The organism is Kitasatospora sp. NPDC048545, assembly GCF_040651155.1.
GTDB lineage: Bacteria > Actinomycetota > Actinomycetes > Streptomycetales > Streptomycetaceae > Kitasatospora.
Window position 1 is genome coordinate 1 of sequence record NZ_JBEZIQ010000023.1, and the last position, 15,562, is coordinate 15,562.

Below are 15,562 nucleotides of genomic sequence, written 5' to 3' on the forward strand. Positions count from 1 at the left end.
CCCGGCAGCCCGCCGGTCGCGCGGGCGGTCCGGGCGGTCCGGGCGGTCCGGTCCGCTACCGCAGGACGCCGTGCACGGCCTCGGGGTCGGTCGGTGCGAGGCCGGTGGCGGGGGCCGCGGCGGGCGTGGCCTTGGCGGCGGCCGGCGGCGGCGTCACGTACACCGGCGCCGGATCGGCCTCGGGCGCACAGGTCTTGGCGATCCGGCCCTTGCCCTGGGGCAGGCTGCCGTCGCGCAGGTAGGCGGTGAAGGTGTCGTCCAGGCAGGCGTTGCCGTGGAACAGGATCTCGTGGAAGCTGCCGCCGTCCTGGACGACCAGCTTGGAGCCGGGCAGTGCGTCGTGCATGGCGAGCCCGCCCTCGTACGGCGTGGCGGCGTCCTCGGTAGCCTGGAAGAGCAGGACCGGGGGCAGGCCCTTGCCGGTGATCTTCAGCCGGCCCGCCTGGTTGCCCTGGTACGGCCAGAACATACAGGCGGCGTTGTACCACATGTTGTTATAGGTGTAGAAGGGCGCGACCGCGTTCACCTTCGCCTGGTCCTTCTTCCACACCTCCCAGTCCCGCGGCCAGGCGTTCTCGGTGCACTGCGCCGCGTTGTACGCCGGGAAGGTGCCGTCGTCCGCGCCGGGGGCCGCGTACCTGTTGTACGCGATGGCCAGCGGGCGGGTGTCGTGCTGGGTGAGGTAGGCGGAGAGCACGGTGGCCATCCGGGGCCAGCGCAGGAAGTTGTAGCCGCCGCCGTAGAAGGTGTCCTCGAACTCGGCCGGGCCGATCTTCCCCGGGGCGGGGGCGGCGTCCACCGGCTCCTTCCGCAGCGCGTCCTCGACCCGGCGGTAGGCCTGTTCGACGGCGGCGGCGTCGGTGCCCAGGTGGTAGACGGAGTCGGCCTTGGCGGTCCAGGCCGCGAAGGCGTCGAAGCGGCGCTGGTGTTCCTTGTCCTGCAGGATGTTGTGGTCGTACCAGCTGATGGTCGGTCCGACGATGCTGTCCAGCACCATCCGGCGCACGTGCGAGGGGAACAGCTGGCCGTAGGTGGAGCCCAGCGAGGTGCCCCAGGAGCCGCCGTAGAAATTGATCTTCGGGACGTTCAGGGCCCGGCGGATGCTGTCCATGTCGCGGGCGTTGTCGACGGTGGTCATGTGCGGCAGCAGCCAGGACCAGTCGGCCGCGCAGTCGGCGGCGTAGCCGGCCGCCTTCTTCAGCCACGCCTTCGACGTGCCCTGGTCCACCTGGTAGTCGGGGCGCTCCGCGTCGAAGTAGTGGGCGTCGCAGACCACGTGGGGGTCACTGCCGTTGGTGCCGCGCGGGTCGAACCCGATCCAGTCGTAGGTCGAGGCGACGTCCGCCGGGATCGCGGAGGAGACGGACACCGGCATCCACAGCCCGGAGTCGCCGGGCCCGCCGGGATTGAGCAGGATCGGGCCCTGCTGCTTGTCCTTGGGCGCGGTCGCGGGGAGCCGGTTCAGCTTGACGGCGATCTTCCGCCCGTGCGGGTCGGCGTAGTCCACCGGCACGTCGAGCATCGCGCACTGCAGCGCGGGGGTGGTGGCGTCGTTGCAGGAGCTCCAGACGAGCTTGCCCTGGCCGGTGTCGGCCAGATCGGCGGCGTCGGGTCCGGCGGCGGAGGCGGAGGTTCCGCCGAAGGCGGCGACGGCCGTGACGGCCGCGAGCAGGGCGATGGCTTTTCTCATGGGGAGCATGATGTGACATGTGCAATGGCACATCTAGAGGATCGGCCGGAATTTGCCAAGCTTTGACCGAATGGACCTGACTGGTCATCAGACCTCCCCTTCCGCAGGAAGGTTGTCCGTGCGGGTACTCACGGCCCGTGACCGGCACCGGGAACGCATTCCGTTCGAGACCTTCCGCTGCCCGGCGTGCGCCAGGTCGAGGTGGAGGTGGACGGGTACGGACTCACCGTCCTGCACGCCGATGTGCGCACCCCCGGCGGACCGGCGGGCCCGCCTCCCGGCGCCGGCCGCCGACCCCCTCGGCGAGGTCGACACCCGCGATCCGAAGGGCGGTCCGCACCTTGCTGTCGGCGGCTTCCCGAGCAGGCCTCCCGGGCGGCCGGCGGAAGAAGTGGGCACCCCGGCACCGGTGTTCGGCGGGGCGGCCCCCCTGTGCGGGTGCCACCCCGCCGTCGCACCTGGCCCCGGAATCCCGCCTCAAGCCACCCGGAACCGTGCTCGACGGGGACTAGAGGAATCCGGACCGGGCCCCTCGCCGCCGCTATGGTGCGACGCATCCCCCCACCATTCCTTCAACTCGAACACACATCCGACCGACCCGGTCACCCCGCTCGACCGAGCGACCCTCTCACCGTCCCGCGCACGAAAGGAGAACTGCCATGCAGCTCAGAGTCCTCGGCCCCCTCACCGCCGACCTCAACGGCATCTCCGTCGTCCCCTCCGCCGCCAAGCAGCGCCAGATCCTCGCCCTGCTCTCGCTCTACCCGAACCGGATCCTGCCCACGGCCACCCTGATCGAGGAGATCTGGGGCGACGACCCGCCAAGACAGGCGCTCACCACGATGCAGACGTACATCCTGCAGCTGCGCCGGCGCATCACCCAGGCCCTCGGGCCGACCCCGCACGTCACCGCCAAGGACATCCTGACCACCCGTCACGGCGGCTACCAGCTCACCACCCACCCCGACAACCTCGACGTCCACACCTACAACCTGCTGATCACCCAGGGCCAGCACGCCTTCAACCACGGCCACGACCACCAGGCCGCCACGCACTTCCGCCAGGCCCTCGCGCTCTGGCACGGCCCCGCCCTGGTCGACGTACGGCCCGGCCCCATCCTCACCATCGAGATCATGCGCCTGGAAGAGAGTCGGCTGATCACCCTTGAGCGGCGGATCGACACCGACCTGCGGCTCGGCCGGCACAACGAACTGATCCCCGAACTCACCCACCTGACCCACCAGCACCCCCACCACGAGGGCCTGCACGCCCAGGCCATGGTCGCGCTCTACCGCGCCGGCCGGCAGACCAGCGCCCTCACCACCTACCACCACCTGCGGCACCGGTTGACCACCGAACTCGGCATCCAACCCTCCCCGCACCTGCAACACCTGCAACACGCGATCCTCACCCTCGACCCGACCCTCAACACGCCCACCACCGCCCACCCCACCACCTACAACCTGTACCCGGCCTGAGCCCCGTCCGGACGGCCGTCCCTGCCGACCTCTCCCAGCCCTCACCCACAGGACGCGTCATGACCACCGCACCCGAGCAACCCCTCGCCCTGATCACCGGCGGCACCCGCGGCATCGGCCTGGCCATCGCCCGCGAACTCGGCAGCCGCGGCCACCGTGTCTTCATCTGCGCCCGCACCGCCCAGCACATCGACCAGGCGGTGGTCACCCTGCGCGAGGAGGGCCACCAAGCCGACGGCCTCACCTGCGACGTCCGCGACCCCGCCCAGGTCTCCGAACTGATCCGGCACGCGGTCGCCGAACACGGCCCGATCACCGTGCTGGTCAACAACGCCGGACGCACCGGCGGCGGGCCCACCGCGACCACCACCGACGACCTGTGGTACGACGTCATCGACACCAACCTGAACGCCGTCTTCCTGGTCACCCGGGAGACCCTCCGGCACGGCCACATCACCAGCACCACGCACCCGCGCATCATCAACATCGCGTCCACGGCCGGGAAGCAGGCCGTCACCCTGGGCGCCCCGTACACCGCGAGCAAGCACGCCGTGATCGGCTTCACCCGGGCGCTGGCCAAGGAACTGGCCCCGACCGGCACCACCGTCAACGCCATCTGCCCCGGCTACGTCCAGACCCCGCACACCACGCGGATCCACCACGAGTACGCCACCGCCTACAACACCACCCCCGAGACCATCCACCAGCACTTCCAGACGCACATCCCGCTCGGCCGCTACACCACCCCGGAGGAGGTCGCCTCGCTGGCCGGCTACCTCACCACCCCGACCGCCGCCAGCATCACCGCCCAGGCGCTCAACGTCTGCGGCGGGCTCGCCACCCAGTAACCCCGGCGCGATCCTGGCCGGCCCACGGGAAGGACTCGGGCTCCGGTGCCCGCTGATCAGTGATGACGAACCGCCAGTTCTCCAGCGCACCCGTCACCTTGCTGGTGTCCGGCGCACCCGCGCCCGAGCCCTGCCTGCCCGCCTCCCGCCCACCGAGACGGCTCGACGCGGGAGCGGTCAGCGCGGCCCTGGCCCGCACGACGGCCCGGCCCCGGCAGACCGCCGCCCGGCCCACCGGGGCACGGGAGTTCCTGCTGGTCGAACTGCACCGGGCGTACCGGCCGGACGTGCTGCACACCGCGCTGCGGGCCGTCCTGCCGGAGGCCCTCGGCCCGCGCACCGCAGCACCGGGTGCCGGGACGGACGCCTTGCCGGGCGCAGTACCGGACACCGCGCCCGGTGCCGTGCCCGCCCCGGCGGCGCCCGGCGCCGGGGCGGACCTCCTGTGGCACCGGACGGCGGACGGCCCCGAAGGCCTCGACCGGGTACTCGCCGAACTGGGGCACAGCCTGGCCGCCGGGCCCCGCCTGCGGGCGGTGCTGGTCGAGGACCGCCGGAGCCGCCGGTCCGGCCCGGACACCCCGGGCCACCCGGACGACTTCGACGCACTGAACGCCCCCGACCGGCGGCCCAGGCTCTTCGTCGGCCTCGCGCCCTCGCCGCCCGGACACGCCGTCGAGCTGCTGGCGGAACTGCGCGAGGCGCTGGCACACCCGCCGGAGCCCGTCACCGTGCCCACCAGTGCCCTGCAGCGGGAGATGCTGCACCAGGTCCTCGGACAGCCCGACCACGGCGGGCGGCACATCGAGCAACTGTCCTGGAACTGGCACGGACCACTGGACACCGAACGCTTCACCGCCGCCTGGCAGTCCGTCATGGACCACGAGACCGTGCTGCGCGCGGCCTTCGACTGGGACGAGGACGGCGACGGCACCGGCGAGGGTGAACCGTGGATGGTGCTCCACGAACGCGCCGTCCCCGAGGTCACCCGGCACCCGCACGGCACCGCCGACTGGGACGACCTGCTCGCCGCCGACCGCCGGCGCGGCTTCGACCTGCGCCGCCCCGCCCTGCTGCGCGCCACCCTGCTCGACGCCCCGCCGGACGCCGGCGAGGGCCCCACCACCCGGGTGCTGCTCACCTACCACCACGCGATGCTGGACGGCTGGAGCGTGCGCCTGCTGCTGCAGTCCTTCCACCGCGCCTACCTGACCGGCGGCGTCCTGCCCGGCGGCGAGCGCCGCCCCGACGTCCGCGACCACGCCCGCTGGCTGCAGGCCCGGAGCACCGACGCGGCCCGGCAGTTCTGGTCCACCCGGCCCGGCGCCACCGCCGTCCTGCCGCTCGCCCCCGACCCCCGCCGGCACGGCAGCGGCCGCGCCCGGCGCCGGCTCACCCCGTACGAGGCGGTCCGGCTGCGCGGCTGGGCGGCCGCCTGGGGCGCGGGCGAGAGCAGCGCCCTCCAGGCCGCCTGGGCCCTGCTGCTGTACCGCGCCGCGCAGTCCGGCCGGCCCCGCCGCCCGGCCCGGTCGGTGCGGGTCGGCTTCGCGGTGACCGTCTCCGGCCGGGGCATCCCGCTGGACGGCGTCGACCGGCTGCCCGGCGCGCTGCGCAATCCGCTGCCCATCTCCGTCCGGCTGCACCCGGGCACCACCGTGCCGCAGCTGCTCGCGGCACTGCGCGACGGGGTCCTCGACCTCGCCGCGTACGAGTGGGTCTCCCCCGGCCAGGCGCACCGCTGGACGCCGAACGCGCACGGCCGGCGGCCGAACAGCCTGGTCGTCCTGGAACACCAGCCGACCTCCGCCCACCACCTGCGGCTGGAGACCGACCTGGCCGCGCACGGCATCCACGTCGAGAGCCCGGCGCCGGCCGGCACCTTCACCTCCTACCCGATCACCCTCGCCGCCCACTACGACACCACCGGCGGACTGGTCCTCACCGTCACCCACGACCGCGCCCTGCTCGCCGACCAGGACGCCGCCGAACTCCTCAGCCAGAGCGCCCACCTGCTGCGCACCTTCCCGGACCTGCCGAGCGGGCTGAGCACCACCGAGGTGCTGCGCTCCACGCTCGCCGGGCAGCCGGCACCCCGGCTGGGCGAGCCGGGCGACGACACCGGGCAGCCCCCCGTCGGCCGTAGCACCGCAGACGACCGGGGCTTCCCCGACGACCGGGCGTTCCCCGACGGCCACGGCACGGCGAACCCCGGCGGCCCGGCGGTGCAGCTGGACGTCCTGCGCCGGGCCACCCGCCCGGGCGCCGGCTGGGTCCTCCTGCTGGCCCCGCCCGGCGCCCCCCGCACCCGCCGCCCCGACGCCTCCCGCGGCTGGCCCGGCCCGCAGGCCCTCGGCGTGCTCCGCCCCGAGCGGGGCGCCCCGCCCCCCGCCGCCTACCGGCCGCTGCTCGGCCCGCTCGTGGAGTCCCGCGCCCCCGTCGCCCTGGTCGCCCCACCGGGGCTCGGCCTGACCGCCTACGAGATCGCCCGGCTGGGCGCCCCGGCGCACCCGCCGCTGGTGGTGCTGCTCGGCGAGGACGGCGACCTGTCGACGCTGGCGGCGCTGCTGGGCGACCGGGCGTAGCGGCCCGGGGCAGGTACCCGTATGGCCCCGGACCGCGCCGAGATCCGTACGGTCCCCGGGAGCCCGGCGGCGCTACGGTGGGCCGCATGGCCTGTTTCGTCCTGACCCGCCGTTCGCCGCTGCCGCCGGCCGTCTGCTGGGAGCGGCTGCTCGCCTGGCACCGGCACGGGGACCGGGTGCCCTTCACCCGGGTCGGTGTCGCCCGGGGCAGCGGTCGGGAGACCGGCGACGTCGTCCTGGCCCGGACGGCCCTCGGACCGCTGCGGTTCGACGACCCGATGGAGATCGTCGAGCTGGTCGCTCCCGCGCCGGGCCGCGACGGCCTCTGCCGGCTGGTCAAGCGCGGCCGCCCGGTGCGCGGCGGCGCGGTGCTGCGGGTCCGCGCGGTCGGCGGCGGCAGCGCGGCCGTCTGGACGGAGGAGCTGCGGATCGTCGGACTGCCCCGGTTCGCCGATCCGGTCGTCGCCTCGGCGGCCCGCCTGGTCTTCGGGCGGGTGCTGGACCGGCTGTTGGAGCCGTAGTCGGCGCCGCCCGGCCCGACGTCGTGCCCGGCATCGGCTCCCGGGGGCGGCTCCCGAGGTCGACTCCCGGGGGCTCCCGTGGTCAGTTCCCGGGCCGGTGCGGGTGCCACTCCGCCAGCAGGATGGTCGCGTCGTCGCGCAGCCGGTGCTCCTGGTGGGTGACCAGGGCGTGGATCAGGTGGCGCAGCGCCTCGGGGGCCGGGTCGCCACCCGCCATGTGCTGGACGAGGGTGTCGGTCAGGCGGCGCTCCCCGAAGATTTCGCCGGAGGTCGAACGGGCCTCGGTGACGCCGTCGGTGTAGACCAGCAGCCGGTCACCGGGCTGCAGCCGGGCGTGGTGCACGGGCTGCGGGCCGTCCAGGTGGAAGCCGAGCCCGAGCGGCAGTTCGGCGCGCCGCAGCAGGGCGTCCGGCACGATGCGGCGCTCCCGGATCAGCAGCGGCGGCGGGTGGCCGCAGTTCACCCAGGAGAGCTCGCCGGTGGCCGTGTCCAGGTCCGCGACCACGGCGGTCAGCAACCGCTCCGGGATCCACCGGGCCAGGGTGCCGTCGATGGCCCGCGCGATGTCGGCCGGGCCGCCGCCGGCCCGGCGGGTGGAGCGGCAGGCGGCCAGGGCGACCGCGCTGGCGCCGCCCGAGGCCAAGTCGTGGCCCATCGCGTCGAACACGGACACGTGCAGGCGCCCGCCCGTCACCGAGTGGTCGAACGCGTCCCCGCCCACGTCGTAGGCCGGTTCCAGGACGGCACTGGAGGTCACGTGGCGGGTGCCGATGGTGCGCGGCGGCAGGAAGGACCACAGCAGCTCGGCCTGCAGACTCATCCGCCGCCGACGCCCGACCTTCACGATGAAGTCGCTGTACGCGCCCTTCGACACCACCAGCAGGGCGACGAGCGCCGCCAGCGCCTCGTAGCGGCCCATCGCGCCCTCGTCCCTCGGCCCGCCCTCGATCCGCAGGACGCCGATCCGCTCGACCCCGTCGACCAGTGGGAACCAGCCCACGGCCGACGGCCCGGTGGAGAGCTGGGTCTGCTGCAGCCGGTAGGCGCGGCCGCCGAGCGTCCCCTCGATGTCGATCTGGCTGTCGAGGTCCCCGTCCTCGCCGCGGTCCCCGCCGCCGTCCCCGTCGGACTGCCCGTCCCCGGGGCCGGACAGCAGGACGAGGCGCCGCTGCTGGACGTCGACCAGGTGGACCCGCGCTCCGTCCGCCCCGAGTCCGCGGGCCGCTTCCCGCACCAGCCCGGGCAGCTCGGTCGGCCCCGCCTCCCGCGAACGGGCCAGTAGCCCGGCCAGCACCGCGCCCAGTCCCGCGTCGTCGCAACTCACCGTTCACACCTCCCGTCGGGTCCACGCCTACCCGGATCGGGCGCGATCCTGCAGCGGCTCCGATGATTTCCGCCGGGACCGCGCCGCCGTCCCACGCCTGGCGCGCCCCGTCCCACGCGTGACCGGTCCGGCGTGCGAAGCGGCCCGTCCCGGCGCACCGTCGGAGTCATGGCCTCGATCATCGTGCTGTTCGAGCTGGAGCCCGAGCAGGTCCTCGGCGCGGAGGGCGTCGGGCCCGGCGTACTGGCCGTCCACGCCGCCGGCGCCGACCCCGACGTCCCCGAGGACCCCCAGCCGACCACGCTGTGCCGGCGCGACACCCGCTCCATGGAACACAGCCACTACGCCCCCGCCCGCCCCGGCGAGCCCTGGTACCCGCCCGAGCTGGCCGACCGCCGCTGCCGGGAGTGCGAGCGGGCCCTGGCAGCCGCCTGAGGGCCCCGTCCGGCGTGATCGGGCGTGGCCCGCCCTGGGGCCACGCCCGATCACGCCGGGCGAGCCGCGTCACGGCGCCTGGCTGTCGGCCGCCGGAGGCTCGGGCTCGTCGTCCTCGGCCTTGTCCCGGACGTCCGGCGGCGTGGGGGCGGTGATGTTCCGCTGCTCGGACGAGCGCTCGCGCGTCTGCTCGTCGGCCTGCGGGGTGTCCTTCTCCTCGGGAACGCTCATGGCGGTCGTCCTTCCGTAGCGGTGTCGGTCAGGGTGCCGGCCCGGCAAGGTGCCGGCCGGGAGCGGGGCTCCGCAGGGCCTGGTGCGGGGCTCCGCAGCCCTCGCGTATCCCCGCCTCCGGCAAAGTCATGCGGTCGACGGGCGGTGCGCCGTCGGCAGGTGTCGCCCGGTGCCGCGTGGGCAGACGCCGTGTGTGAACCCGATCGAACGAGCCCTTCGGGGCGTGGACCGCTTCCAGCAGCGGCACCGGCCCACCGGTGTGGTGATCGGCGTCGTCCGCAAGTACGGGGACGACCGGGGCGGGCTGCTCTCCGCCCTGATCACCTACTACGGCTTCGTCGCGCTGATCCCGCTGCTGCTCCTGCTCAGCACCGTCCTCGGCTTCGTCCTCCACGGACACCCCGGCGCCCAGCGCTCGGTGGTGGACTCCGCGCTGGCGGACTTCCCGATCATCGGCGACCAGCTGCGCCAGAACGTGCACTCCCTGCAGGGCAGCGGCCTGGCCCTGCTCATCGGCGCGCTCGGGATGCTGTACGGCGCGCTCGGCATCGCCCAGGTCCTCCAGCACGCCATGGCCGAGGTCTGGAACGTCCCCGGCGTCCAGCGCCCCGGCTACTGGCCGCGCCTGGCCCGCAGCCTCCTGCTGTTCGCCGTGCTCGGCACCGGGCTGGTGCTGGGCACCGCCGCCGCGTCGCTGGTCGGCACCGCCCTGGGTGGGGCCCCCGCCCGGGTCGGGGGGCTGGTCGTCTCGGCGCTGCTGAACACCGCCCTGTGCCTGGCCTGCTTCCGCGTGCTCACCCCGCGGGAGGTCCCCACCCGGGCGCTGTGGCCGGGCTGCGCGATCGCCGGCCCGCTGTTCACCGCCTTGCAGGCGTTCGGCGCGCTGCTGGTCGCGCACGAGCTGCGCCACGCGGGCCAGGTCTACGGCTTCTTCGCGACCGTGATCGGCCTGCTGTTCTGGCTCTACCTGGCCGCGCAGGTCACCGTGTACGCGGCCGAGACCAATGTGGTGCTCGCCCGTCGGCTGTGGCCGCGCAGCCTGCTGCAGCCGCCGCTCACCGACGCCGACCAGAAGGTGCTGTCCTCCGTCGCCCGCCAGGAGGAGCGTCGGCCCGAACAGCGCGTCGACGTCTCCTTCCGGGCCGATGACGAGCCCGCCGGCGGCCGGCCTGCCGACGGCCCGCCCGCCGACACCCAGCTCCCCGACGGCCGGCCTGACGCCGGGGCCCGGCCGGGGAAGGGCGGCGACCGACGTGACGGCCCCCCGGACACCGACGGGCGGATCCGGTAGGGCGGCGGCCCGGCGGACTCAGGCCGGGGCCGCCGACACGTCCGGGGCGTCGCCGCCACCGGGGCCGTCGGTGGCGCCGTCACCGGGGCCGACCGGATCCTCGGCCCATCCGGGGGCTTCCCGGTCCTCCAGCTGTTCGCGCAGGTGGGCGAGGGTGGCACCGAGCAACCGCGAGACGTGCATCTGGGAGACGCCGATCCGTTCGGCGATCTGGGACTGGGTCCAGCCCTCCCAGAAACGGAGCTTCAGGACGGTCTGCTCGCGTCGCGGCAGTCCGGCGATCAGCGGGCGCACGGCGGTGCGGAAGTCGGCGAGGTCGATCCCGGGGTCGCAGCTGCCGAGCCGGTCGAGCAGGGAGCTGCCGGTCTCGTCGGCGTCCTGGTCACGCAGGGCGTCCAGGGAGTCGGGGCGGTAGACCCGGCCCGCCAGCAGTCCTTCGGTGGCCTCCTCCACGGTGAGGTGCAGGCCCTCGGCGATCTCCTGGGGTTGCGGAAGCCGGCCGAGCCGCTGTTCGAGGCGGTCGGAGCCGCGGGCGACGGTCAGGTACAGCTCCTGCATGCTGCGCGGCACGCGCACCGGCCAGGAGGTGTCGCGGAAGAACCGCTTGATCTCGCCGGTGATGGTCGGGATCGCATAGGTGGGGAACTCGACGCCGCGCTGCGGGTCGTAGCCGTCGACGGCCTTGATCAGGCCGATCGTGCCGACCTGGAGGATGTCCTCCAAGTCCTCGGCGCGGTGCCGGTAGCGGGCGGCGATGAAGCGCACCAGCGGCATGTTGAGTTCGATGATCGTGCCGCGGACGTAGCTGTAGGCGTGGGTTTCGCGCGCGAGCCCTGCCAGGCGTTCGAACAGCGCGTCGCTGAGCTCACGTGCCTCGGTCTTCCCCATCGACCGCATGTCGGCCTCCGTCGGTCGCGGCGGGAGGTCGGCGGGCAGGTCGGCGGGCAGGCCGGGCGGCGTGGCGGCATCGCGGCGGACTGTTTCCAGTGAGGTGGACACGTGACTTCTCCTGGGCATCGGGGTGAACGCCCGGCGGGGGTGGCGAGCTGCCGCTCGCGTGCGTCGCGGGCTTCGTTCCCCAGGACCTGTGCCCGGCTTCAAGCGCGGTCCCGGTGGCACCCGGTCGGGTGCTGGAGCGACCGGATCCGATCGTGGTCGCTGCATCGGTGTCCTACCCGACATACGACATTGAATTCATGTTTATATCGTTTTCTTCAGTTTCATCCGGGTATCCGCGCCACGGCAACCACCTCGGCCACGAGAGGAGGGGCCGCCATGCCCCGAGGATCCAGCCCCAAGCGGGAGCGCCAGTACGAGCACATCAAGGAGAGCGCGCTCGACCGGGGCGAGAGCGAGAAGCGGGCTGCGGAGATCGCCGCCCGGACGGTGAACAAGGAGCGCGCCCGGCACGGCGAGTCGAGGACCGCGAGCCGCACCTCGATCCAGGACGTGTCCTCCGGCCACCGCGGCGGCAGGCGCTCGCACAGCGGTTCCCGGGGCCCGACCTACGACCAGCTGTACAACGAGGCCAAGCAGCGCAACATCGAGGGCCGCTCAGGGATGAACAAACGTCAGTTGGCCGACGCGCTCGGACGCTGAGCGGCGGCGGCCACGGCCGCGCCCCGGCGGATCAGCGGCCGCGGCGCCGGGCGGAGCTGCCGCGGCGCCACTCCGCGTACTGCTGCCGGACGTACCCGCGGGCGTCGCCCTCGGCAGGCGTGACGCCGTCGTGCTCGGCCAGGTCCCGGGCCGCGATCCGCGCGCTCGACACCTGGCCCGGGTCGGCGTCCGTGTTCCCCACCGCCACGCGGTCGCGCAAGGCGGCGAGGCGCAGCAGGAACTCCCGGCGCCGCCGGGGCGGCTCGTTGCTCCGGGACCGGTGCGCGTCGACGTACCGGGCCTCCTCCGCGACGGCGGGCGCGTCCGCGTACGCCTCCTCGGGCGTGGGCACCGGCCCGGTGGGCACGGTCCGGACCGGCGGGGGCGGCAGCGGCGGAAGTCCGTGCGCGGAGAGCACGGCGTTCGCGAACTCCGGCCGGTCGACCGGGAGACCGTGCCGGCCGAACAGGGCGAACAGCTCGGCGAGGGCCCGCGGCTCGACGTCACGCGGCCCGTCGTCGTCCTTGACGGTGAGCTCCCCGAGGAACGGGCCCCGGAACCGGCCGGGCGGGTCGACGAGGCGCAGCCGGAGGCGGACCAGGCGGGCGCCGGTCTCCGTCTCCTCGCCGAACTCCATGGCCAGCCCCCGGATCTCGGCCCAGGTGTAGTGCTTCGGCACGAGCAGGCGCACCACGGTGAGGCCGGTCTCGTGCTCCCGCACCCAGAAGGTGCGCGGCGCGCAGGCCGTCACGGCGGCGACGACGGCGGCGCCGGTCAGCATCGTCGTCCCGACGCCCGCGGCACCGGTCTCGCTCAGCACGATCACCGTGATCAGGGCCGGTATGCAGCCGACCCCGATGATGTCCACCCACCGCCGCATGAACGCCAGTCGTACCGTCGTCATCCCGCACCTCCCCGCGCGTGCTCCCACCCTCGCGGGCGATGCGCGGCCCGGACAAGCACGGGCCCGCAGCTGTGACGGCCCCGTGACGAACCCGCCGCCCGGGCCGCTGCGTTCCCGCCCTGGGCTCCTGGCTTCGCCGCCTTCCGCTACCGCCCGCGCAGGCGCCGGACGAGGTCGCGGGCGGCGGCCGGCCAGTGCGGGTAGTCGAAGGTGAAGCCGGCGTCGAGCAGACGGGTCGGGACGACGCGGCGGCTCTTCAGCAGGAGTTCGGACTCGGAGCGCATGGCGAAGGCGCCGACCTCGGCCATCCAGCGCGCGGCGGGCAGGGCCAGCGGCATGCCCCAGGCGGTGCGCAGGTCGCGCATGAACTCGCGTTGGGGCAGCGGGTTCGGGGCGGCGAGGTTGACCGGGCCGGTCAGCTCGTCGTGGGCGATGAGGAAGTCGACGGCGCGGGCGAAGTCGCGTTCGTGGATCCAGGAGACGTACTGCGCACCGCCCGCGATCGGGCCGCCGGCGCCGAGGCGGGCCAGCCAGGAGAGCGAGTCGAGGGCGCCGCCGCGGTCGGGGCCGAGGACGACGGCGGTGCGCAGCGCGACCTTGCGGGTGGCCGGGGTGTCGGCATCCTCCTGGGTCTCCTCCCAGGCCCTGGCGATGTCGATGCTGTACCGCCAGGAGGCCGGCGCGTCGGGTTCGGTGCCGCCGATCAGGCCGTCGTGTTCGCCGTTCGGGGCGTCGTGGCGGTGGGCGTAGACGGTGGCGGTGCTCATCTGCAGCCAGACGGCGGGTGGACGCCGGGCGGCCGCGACGGCCTGGCCGACGACGCGGGTGGAGCGGACCCGGGAGTCCATCATCTCCCGCCGGTTCTCCTCGGTGTAGCGGCAGTTGACGCTGCGGCCGGCGAGGTTGACCACGACGTCGCTGCCGTCGACCTCCTCCGCCCAGGCGCCGAGCGTCCGCCCGTCCCAGCCGATCTGCCGGGGTCCGGCGGGCCTGCGGCTCAGGGTGACCACCTGGTGCCCGGCGGCGGTCAGGCCGCGGTCGAGCAGCGCGCCGAGGGCTCCGGATCCACCGGGAATGACGACCTTCATGCGTTCCCCCTCTTCTTCGCGCTCCAGCCTAGCCCAGAGTTCTGAACGTGTTCAATTACCTGGTTCCCCGCCGTGCAGCCGCCGATCAGGTCGTGGACGCCCGCGCAGTGCAGGACGCTCCGTCGGCCGGCGGGGAGTTCGCCGTGGCCGGCCGGGAGTTCGGCGATCGGGAGGCGGCAGGAGCCGGGAATCGCACCGGCCCCGCGCTCGGCGGCGCTGCGGACGCCGACGGCGTCGGCGAGGTGCCCGGCGGCGAAGTCGACCGGGCCCCGGCCGTCGGTGGCCAGGGCGCCCTCCGCGCGGCGGCGCAGCAGCTCGGCGTCGGTCAGGGCGCGGACGGCGGCCGGGTCGAAGAGTTCGCGTGCGCGGCGGTCGAGGTCGGCGTCGTAGCCGACGTAGCCGGGGCGGTGGGCCGGCCGCCGGCGACCGGCATCTCGACCGGGGCGGACTCTGCAGGTGACTCGCCCGACTACTCCCGGCGGCCGATCGGCTCACCGTGCACGGGCTGGTCCTCCGACACGTTCTCAGTGGTGGGGCCGGCACCGTCCGGGTCGCAGCGGCTACCGGACGGTACGGGCCTCGTACCGGGCTACGTCTACCAGCCGCGGCGTGGTGGTACCGGGTTGAGCTTGGCCGTGAGCGTCGAGAGGAAGACGGGGAGCTTGTCGACCATGGTCTTGGGGACCGGCGCGGTCTGGACGCTGCCCCGCCGCACGTCCTCGACGACGAGGGTGTAGGTGCCGTTCTCCTCGACGAGTTCGGCGGCGAAGAGAAGGGTTCGGGTGGTGGTTTCCATCGGGGTCCTAGGCTTGGGTGTCGTTGAGCCAGGCGGTCCACGCCGCGGTGGCCTGCTGCTCGTCGGCGTCCTCGGCGAACAGGTGGTGGCCGAGCCAGATCGGCACGTTCCAGGTGCTGCCGTTGAAGAACCGGTAGAGCCCGTCCGGGCCGCGCAGGCCGACGAATTCGGGGCTGAGCCAGTCCACGACCACGTCCTCCGGCCGGCCGTCCGTACCCGGGAGGCGGAGCGACAGCCGGTCTCCGACGGCCGCGTCGTCCGCGAGGCCCAGGCGTCGGCACAGGGCGGCGAAGTCGTCGGGGTCGGAGGCGGGTTCGGGGCGCCCGGCCTTGACGTAGACGGCGGGTCGGCCGGCGAAGTGCCGCAGGTACTCGGCGAGGCTGTGCTGGTAGAAGTGGACGTGCTTCTCGGCCGCGTCCGCCTTCCTGTCCCAGACCTCGTCCCAGACGCCTTCGTGCACCCAGTGGATTCCCATGCGCAGGTGGGTCGTTCCGCCGTCCACCGGCTCGATCCGGTAGCTGAGCGTGTTGGAGAATTCGTCGCCGAGAGTCGCCCGGGCGGCGAAGTGGTGCGGCGGCTCCCACGCCACGACGGTGCTTTCGGCCCGGGTGATCTTTCCGCCGACGCGAGGCTCGACCTCCATGGGGTACAGCCAGCCCAGGTTGCCGGCGCCGGTCGCGACCGCGGCCCAGACCTGTTCGGGTGACGCGGGCAGGTCCTGTTCCTTGCGGACCTCGAACTCTCGGGCCACGGTCGGTTCTCCTTCGTCGTCATT

General features: G+C 74.1%; 15 protein-coding genes. 7 read left to right on the forward strand and 8 right to left on the reverse strand.

The genetic code is table 11. The features are described from left to right. Window positions 1-55 precede the first annotated feature (55 nt). Window positions 56-1,690, reverse strand: a complete 1,635-nt coding sequence (locus AB0D10_RS21990) for an alpha/beta hydrolase (RefSeq protein ID WP_360258883.1) — start codon at window positions 1,688-1,690, stop codon at window positions 56-58. A gap of 659 nt (window positions 1,691-2,349) precedes the next feature. Here AB0D10_RS21990 and AB0D10_RS21995 point away from each other — a divergent pair. The 4 genes from AB0D10_RS21995 (at window position 2,350) to AB0D10_RS22010 (ending at window position 7,119) form a co-directional block, all read left to right on the forward strand. Continuing rightward, window positions 2,350-3,168 (forward strand): AfsR/SARP family transcriptional regulator, encoded by an 819-nt coding sequence (locus tag AB0D10_RS21995; RefSeq protein ID WP_360258886.1) that lies wholly within the window; start codon window positions 2,350-2,352, stop codon window positions 3,166-3,168. A 59-nt stretch (window positions 3,169-3,227) separates the two neighbouring features. Continuing rightward, a complete protein-coding gene (locus AB0D10_RS22000; RefSeq protein ID WP_360258889.1) occupies window positions 3,228-4,016 on the forward strand; it encodes an SDR family NAD(P)-dependent oxidoreductase in 789 nt (262 codons plus the stop codon). Window positions 4,017-4,078: 62 nt separating this feature from the next. Next, window positions 4,079-6,598 carry a condensation domain-containing protein gene (locus AB0D10_RS22005; RefSeq protein ID WP_360258892.1) on the forward strand — a complete coding sequence of 840 codons (2,520 nt, stop codon included), beginning with the start codon at window positions 4,079-4,081 and terminating at the stop codon, window positions 6,596-6,598. Window positions 6,599-6,684: 86 nt separating this feature from the next. After that, window positions 6,685-7,119, forward strand: a complete 435-nt coding sequence (locus AB0D10_RS22010; RefSeq protein WP_360258895.1) for an SRPBCC family protein — start codon at window positions 6,685-6,687, stop codon at window positions 7,117-7,119. 82 nt (window positions 7,120-7,201) lie between these two features. Here the strand turns inward: AB0D10_RS22010 and AB0D10_RS22015 are convergent, their stop codons facing one another. After that, window positions 7,202-8,443: a PP2C family protein-serine/threonine phosphatase gene (locus AB0D10_RS22015; RefSeq protein ID WP_360258898.1), complete on the reverse strand. Its 1,242-nt coding sequence runs from the start codon at window positions 8,441-8,443 to the stop codon at window positions 7,202-7,204. Between the two features lie 168 nt (window positions 8,444-8,611). On the opposite strand from AB0D10_RS22015, the gene AB0D10_RS22020 reads away from it, so the two are divergent. Continuing rightward, complete coding sequence (locus AB0D10_RS22020) at window positions 8,612-8,878, forward strand: hypothetical protein (protein ID WP_360258900.1); 267 nt, start codon at window positions 8,612-8,614, stop codon at window positions 8,876-8,878. A 69-nt stretch (window positions 8,879-8,947) separates the two neighbouring features. On the opposite strand, the gene AB0D10_RS22025 is transcribed toward AB0D10_RS22020, so the two are convergent. Then, entirely contained in the window at window positions 8,948-9,109 is a 162-nt protein-coding gene (locus AB0D10_RS22025) for a hypothetical protein (protein WP_360258903.1), read from the reverse strand. 223 nt (window positions 9,110-9,332) lie between these two features. Here AB0D10_RS22025 and AB0D10_RS22030 point away from each other — a divergent pair, with 223 nt between their 5' ends. Beyond that, a complete protein-coding gene (locus AB0D10_RS22030) occupies window positions 9,333-10,400 on the forward strand; it encodes a YhjD/YihY/BrkB family envelope integrity protein (protein ID WP_360258906.1) in 1,068 nt (355 codons plus the stop codon). An 18-nt stretch (window positions 10,401-10,418) separates the two neighbouring features. On the opposite strand, the gene AB0D10_RS22035 is transcribed toward AB0D10_RS22030, so the two are convergent. After that, window positions 10,419-11,399, reverse strand: coding sequence for a SigB/SigF/SigG family RNA polymerase sigma factor (locus AB0D10_RS22035; protein WP_360258909.1), 981 nt, complete (start codon window positions 11,397-11,399; stop codon window positions 10,419-10,421). A 276-nt stretch (window positions 11,400-11,675) separates the two neighbouring features. Here AB0D10_RS22035 and AB0D10_RS22040 point away from each other — a divergent pair, with 276 nt between their 5' ends. Continuing rightward, window positions 11,676-11,999: a plasmid stabilization protein gene (locus AB0D10_RS22040; protein WP_360258912.1), complete on the forward strand. Its 324-nt coding sequence runs from the start codon at window positions 11,676-11,678 to the stop codon at window positions 11,997-11,999. A 31-nt stretch (window positions 12,000-12,030) separates the two neighbouring features. Here the strand turns inward: AB0D10_RS22040 and AB0D10_RS22045 are convergent, their stop codons facing one another. The 4 genes from AB0D10_RS22045 to AB0D10_RS22060 all read right to left on the reverse strand — a co-directional run bounded on the left by AB0D10_RS22045 (window position 12,031) and on the right by AB0D10_RS22060 (window position 15,538). After that, window positions 12,031-12,903, reverse strand: coding sequence for a hypothetical protein (locus AB0D10_RS22045; RefSeq protein ID WP_360258915.1), 873 nt, complete (start codon window positions 12,901-12,903; stop codon window positions 12,031-12,033). 146 nt (window positions 12,904-13,049) lie between these two features. After that, complete coding sequence (locus AB0D10_RS22050) at window positions 13,050-13,991, reverse strand: TIGR01777 family oxidoreductase (protein WP_360258918.1); 942 nt, start codon at window positions 13,989-13,991, stop codon at window positions 13,050-13,052. Window positions 13,992-14,586: 595 nt separating this feature from the next. After that, window positions 14,587-14,787, reverse strand: a complete 201-nt coding sequence (locus AB0D10_RS22055; protein WP_360258921.1) for a hypothetical protein — start codon at window positions 14,785-14,787, stop codon at window positions 14,587-14,589. Window positions 14,788-14,794: 7 nt separating this feature from the next. Then, window positions 14,795-15,538, reverse strand: coding sequence for an SRPBCC domain-containing protein (locus AB0D10_RS22060; RefSeq protein WP_360258924.1), 744 nt, complete (start codon window positions 15,536-15,538; stop codon window positions 14,795-14,797). Between the last annotated feature and the right edge of the window lie 24 nt (window positions 15,539-15,562).

Coding starts and splice junctions, on each gene's coding strand:
- AB0D10_RS21990 (WP_360258883.1), bottom strand. CDS start 1,690: ATGAGAAAAGCCATCGCCCTGCTCGCGGCCGTCACGGCCGTCGCCGCC.
- AB0D10_RS22040 (WP_360258912.1), top strand. CDS start 11,676: ATGCCCCGAGGATCCAGCCCCAAGCGGGAGCGCCAGTACGAGCACATC.
- AB0D10_RS22020 (WP_360258900.1), top strand. CDS start 8,612: ATGGCCTCGATCATCGTGCTGTTCGAGCTGGAGCCCGAGCAGGTCCTC.
- AB0D10_RS22010 (WP_360258895.1), top strand. CDS start 6,685: ATGGCCTGTTTCGTCCTGACCCGCCGTTCGCCGCTGCCGCCGGCCGTC.
- AB0D10_RS22055 (WP_360258921.1), bottom strand. CDS start 14,787: ATGGAAACCACCACCCGAACCCTTCTCTTCGCCGCCGAACTCGTCGAG.
- AB0D10_RS22025 (WP_360258903.1), bottom strand. CDS start 9,109: ATGAGCGTTCCCGAGGAGAAGGACACCCCGCAGGCCGACGAGCAGACG.
- AB0D10_RS22005 (WP_360258892.1), top strand. CDS start 4,079: ATGACGAACCGCCAGTTCTCCAGCGCACCCGTCACCTTGCTGGTGTCC.
- AB0D10_RS22045 (WP_360258915.1), bottom strand. CDS start 12,903: ATGACGACGGTACGACTGGCGTTCATGCGGCGGTGGGTGGACATCATC.
- AB0D10_RS22000 (WP_360258889.1), top strand. CDS start 3,228: ATGACCACCGCACCCGAGCAACCCCTCGCCCTGATCACCGGCGGCACC.
- AB0D10_RS22050 (WP_360258918.1), bottom strand. CDS start 13,991: ATGAAGGTCGTCATTCCCGGTGGATCCGGAGCCCTCGGCGCGCTGCTC.
- AB0D10_RS21995 (WP_360258886.1), top strand. CDS start 2,350: ATGCAGCTCAGAGTCCTCGGCCCCCTCACCGCCGACCTCAACGGCATC.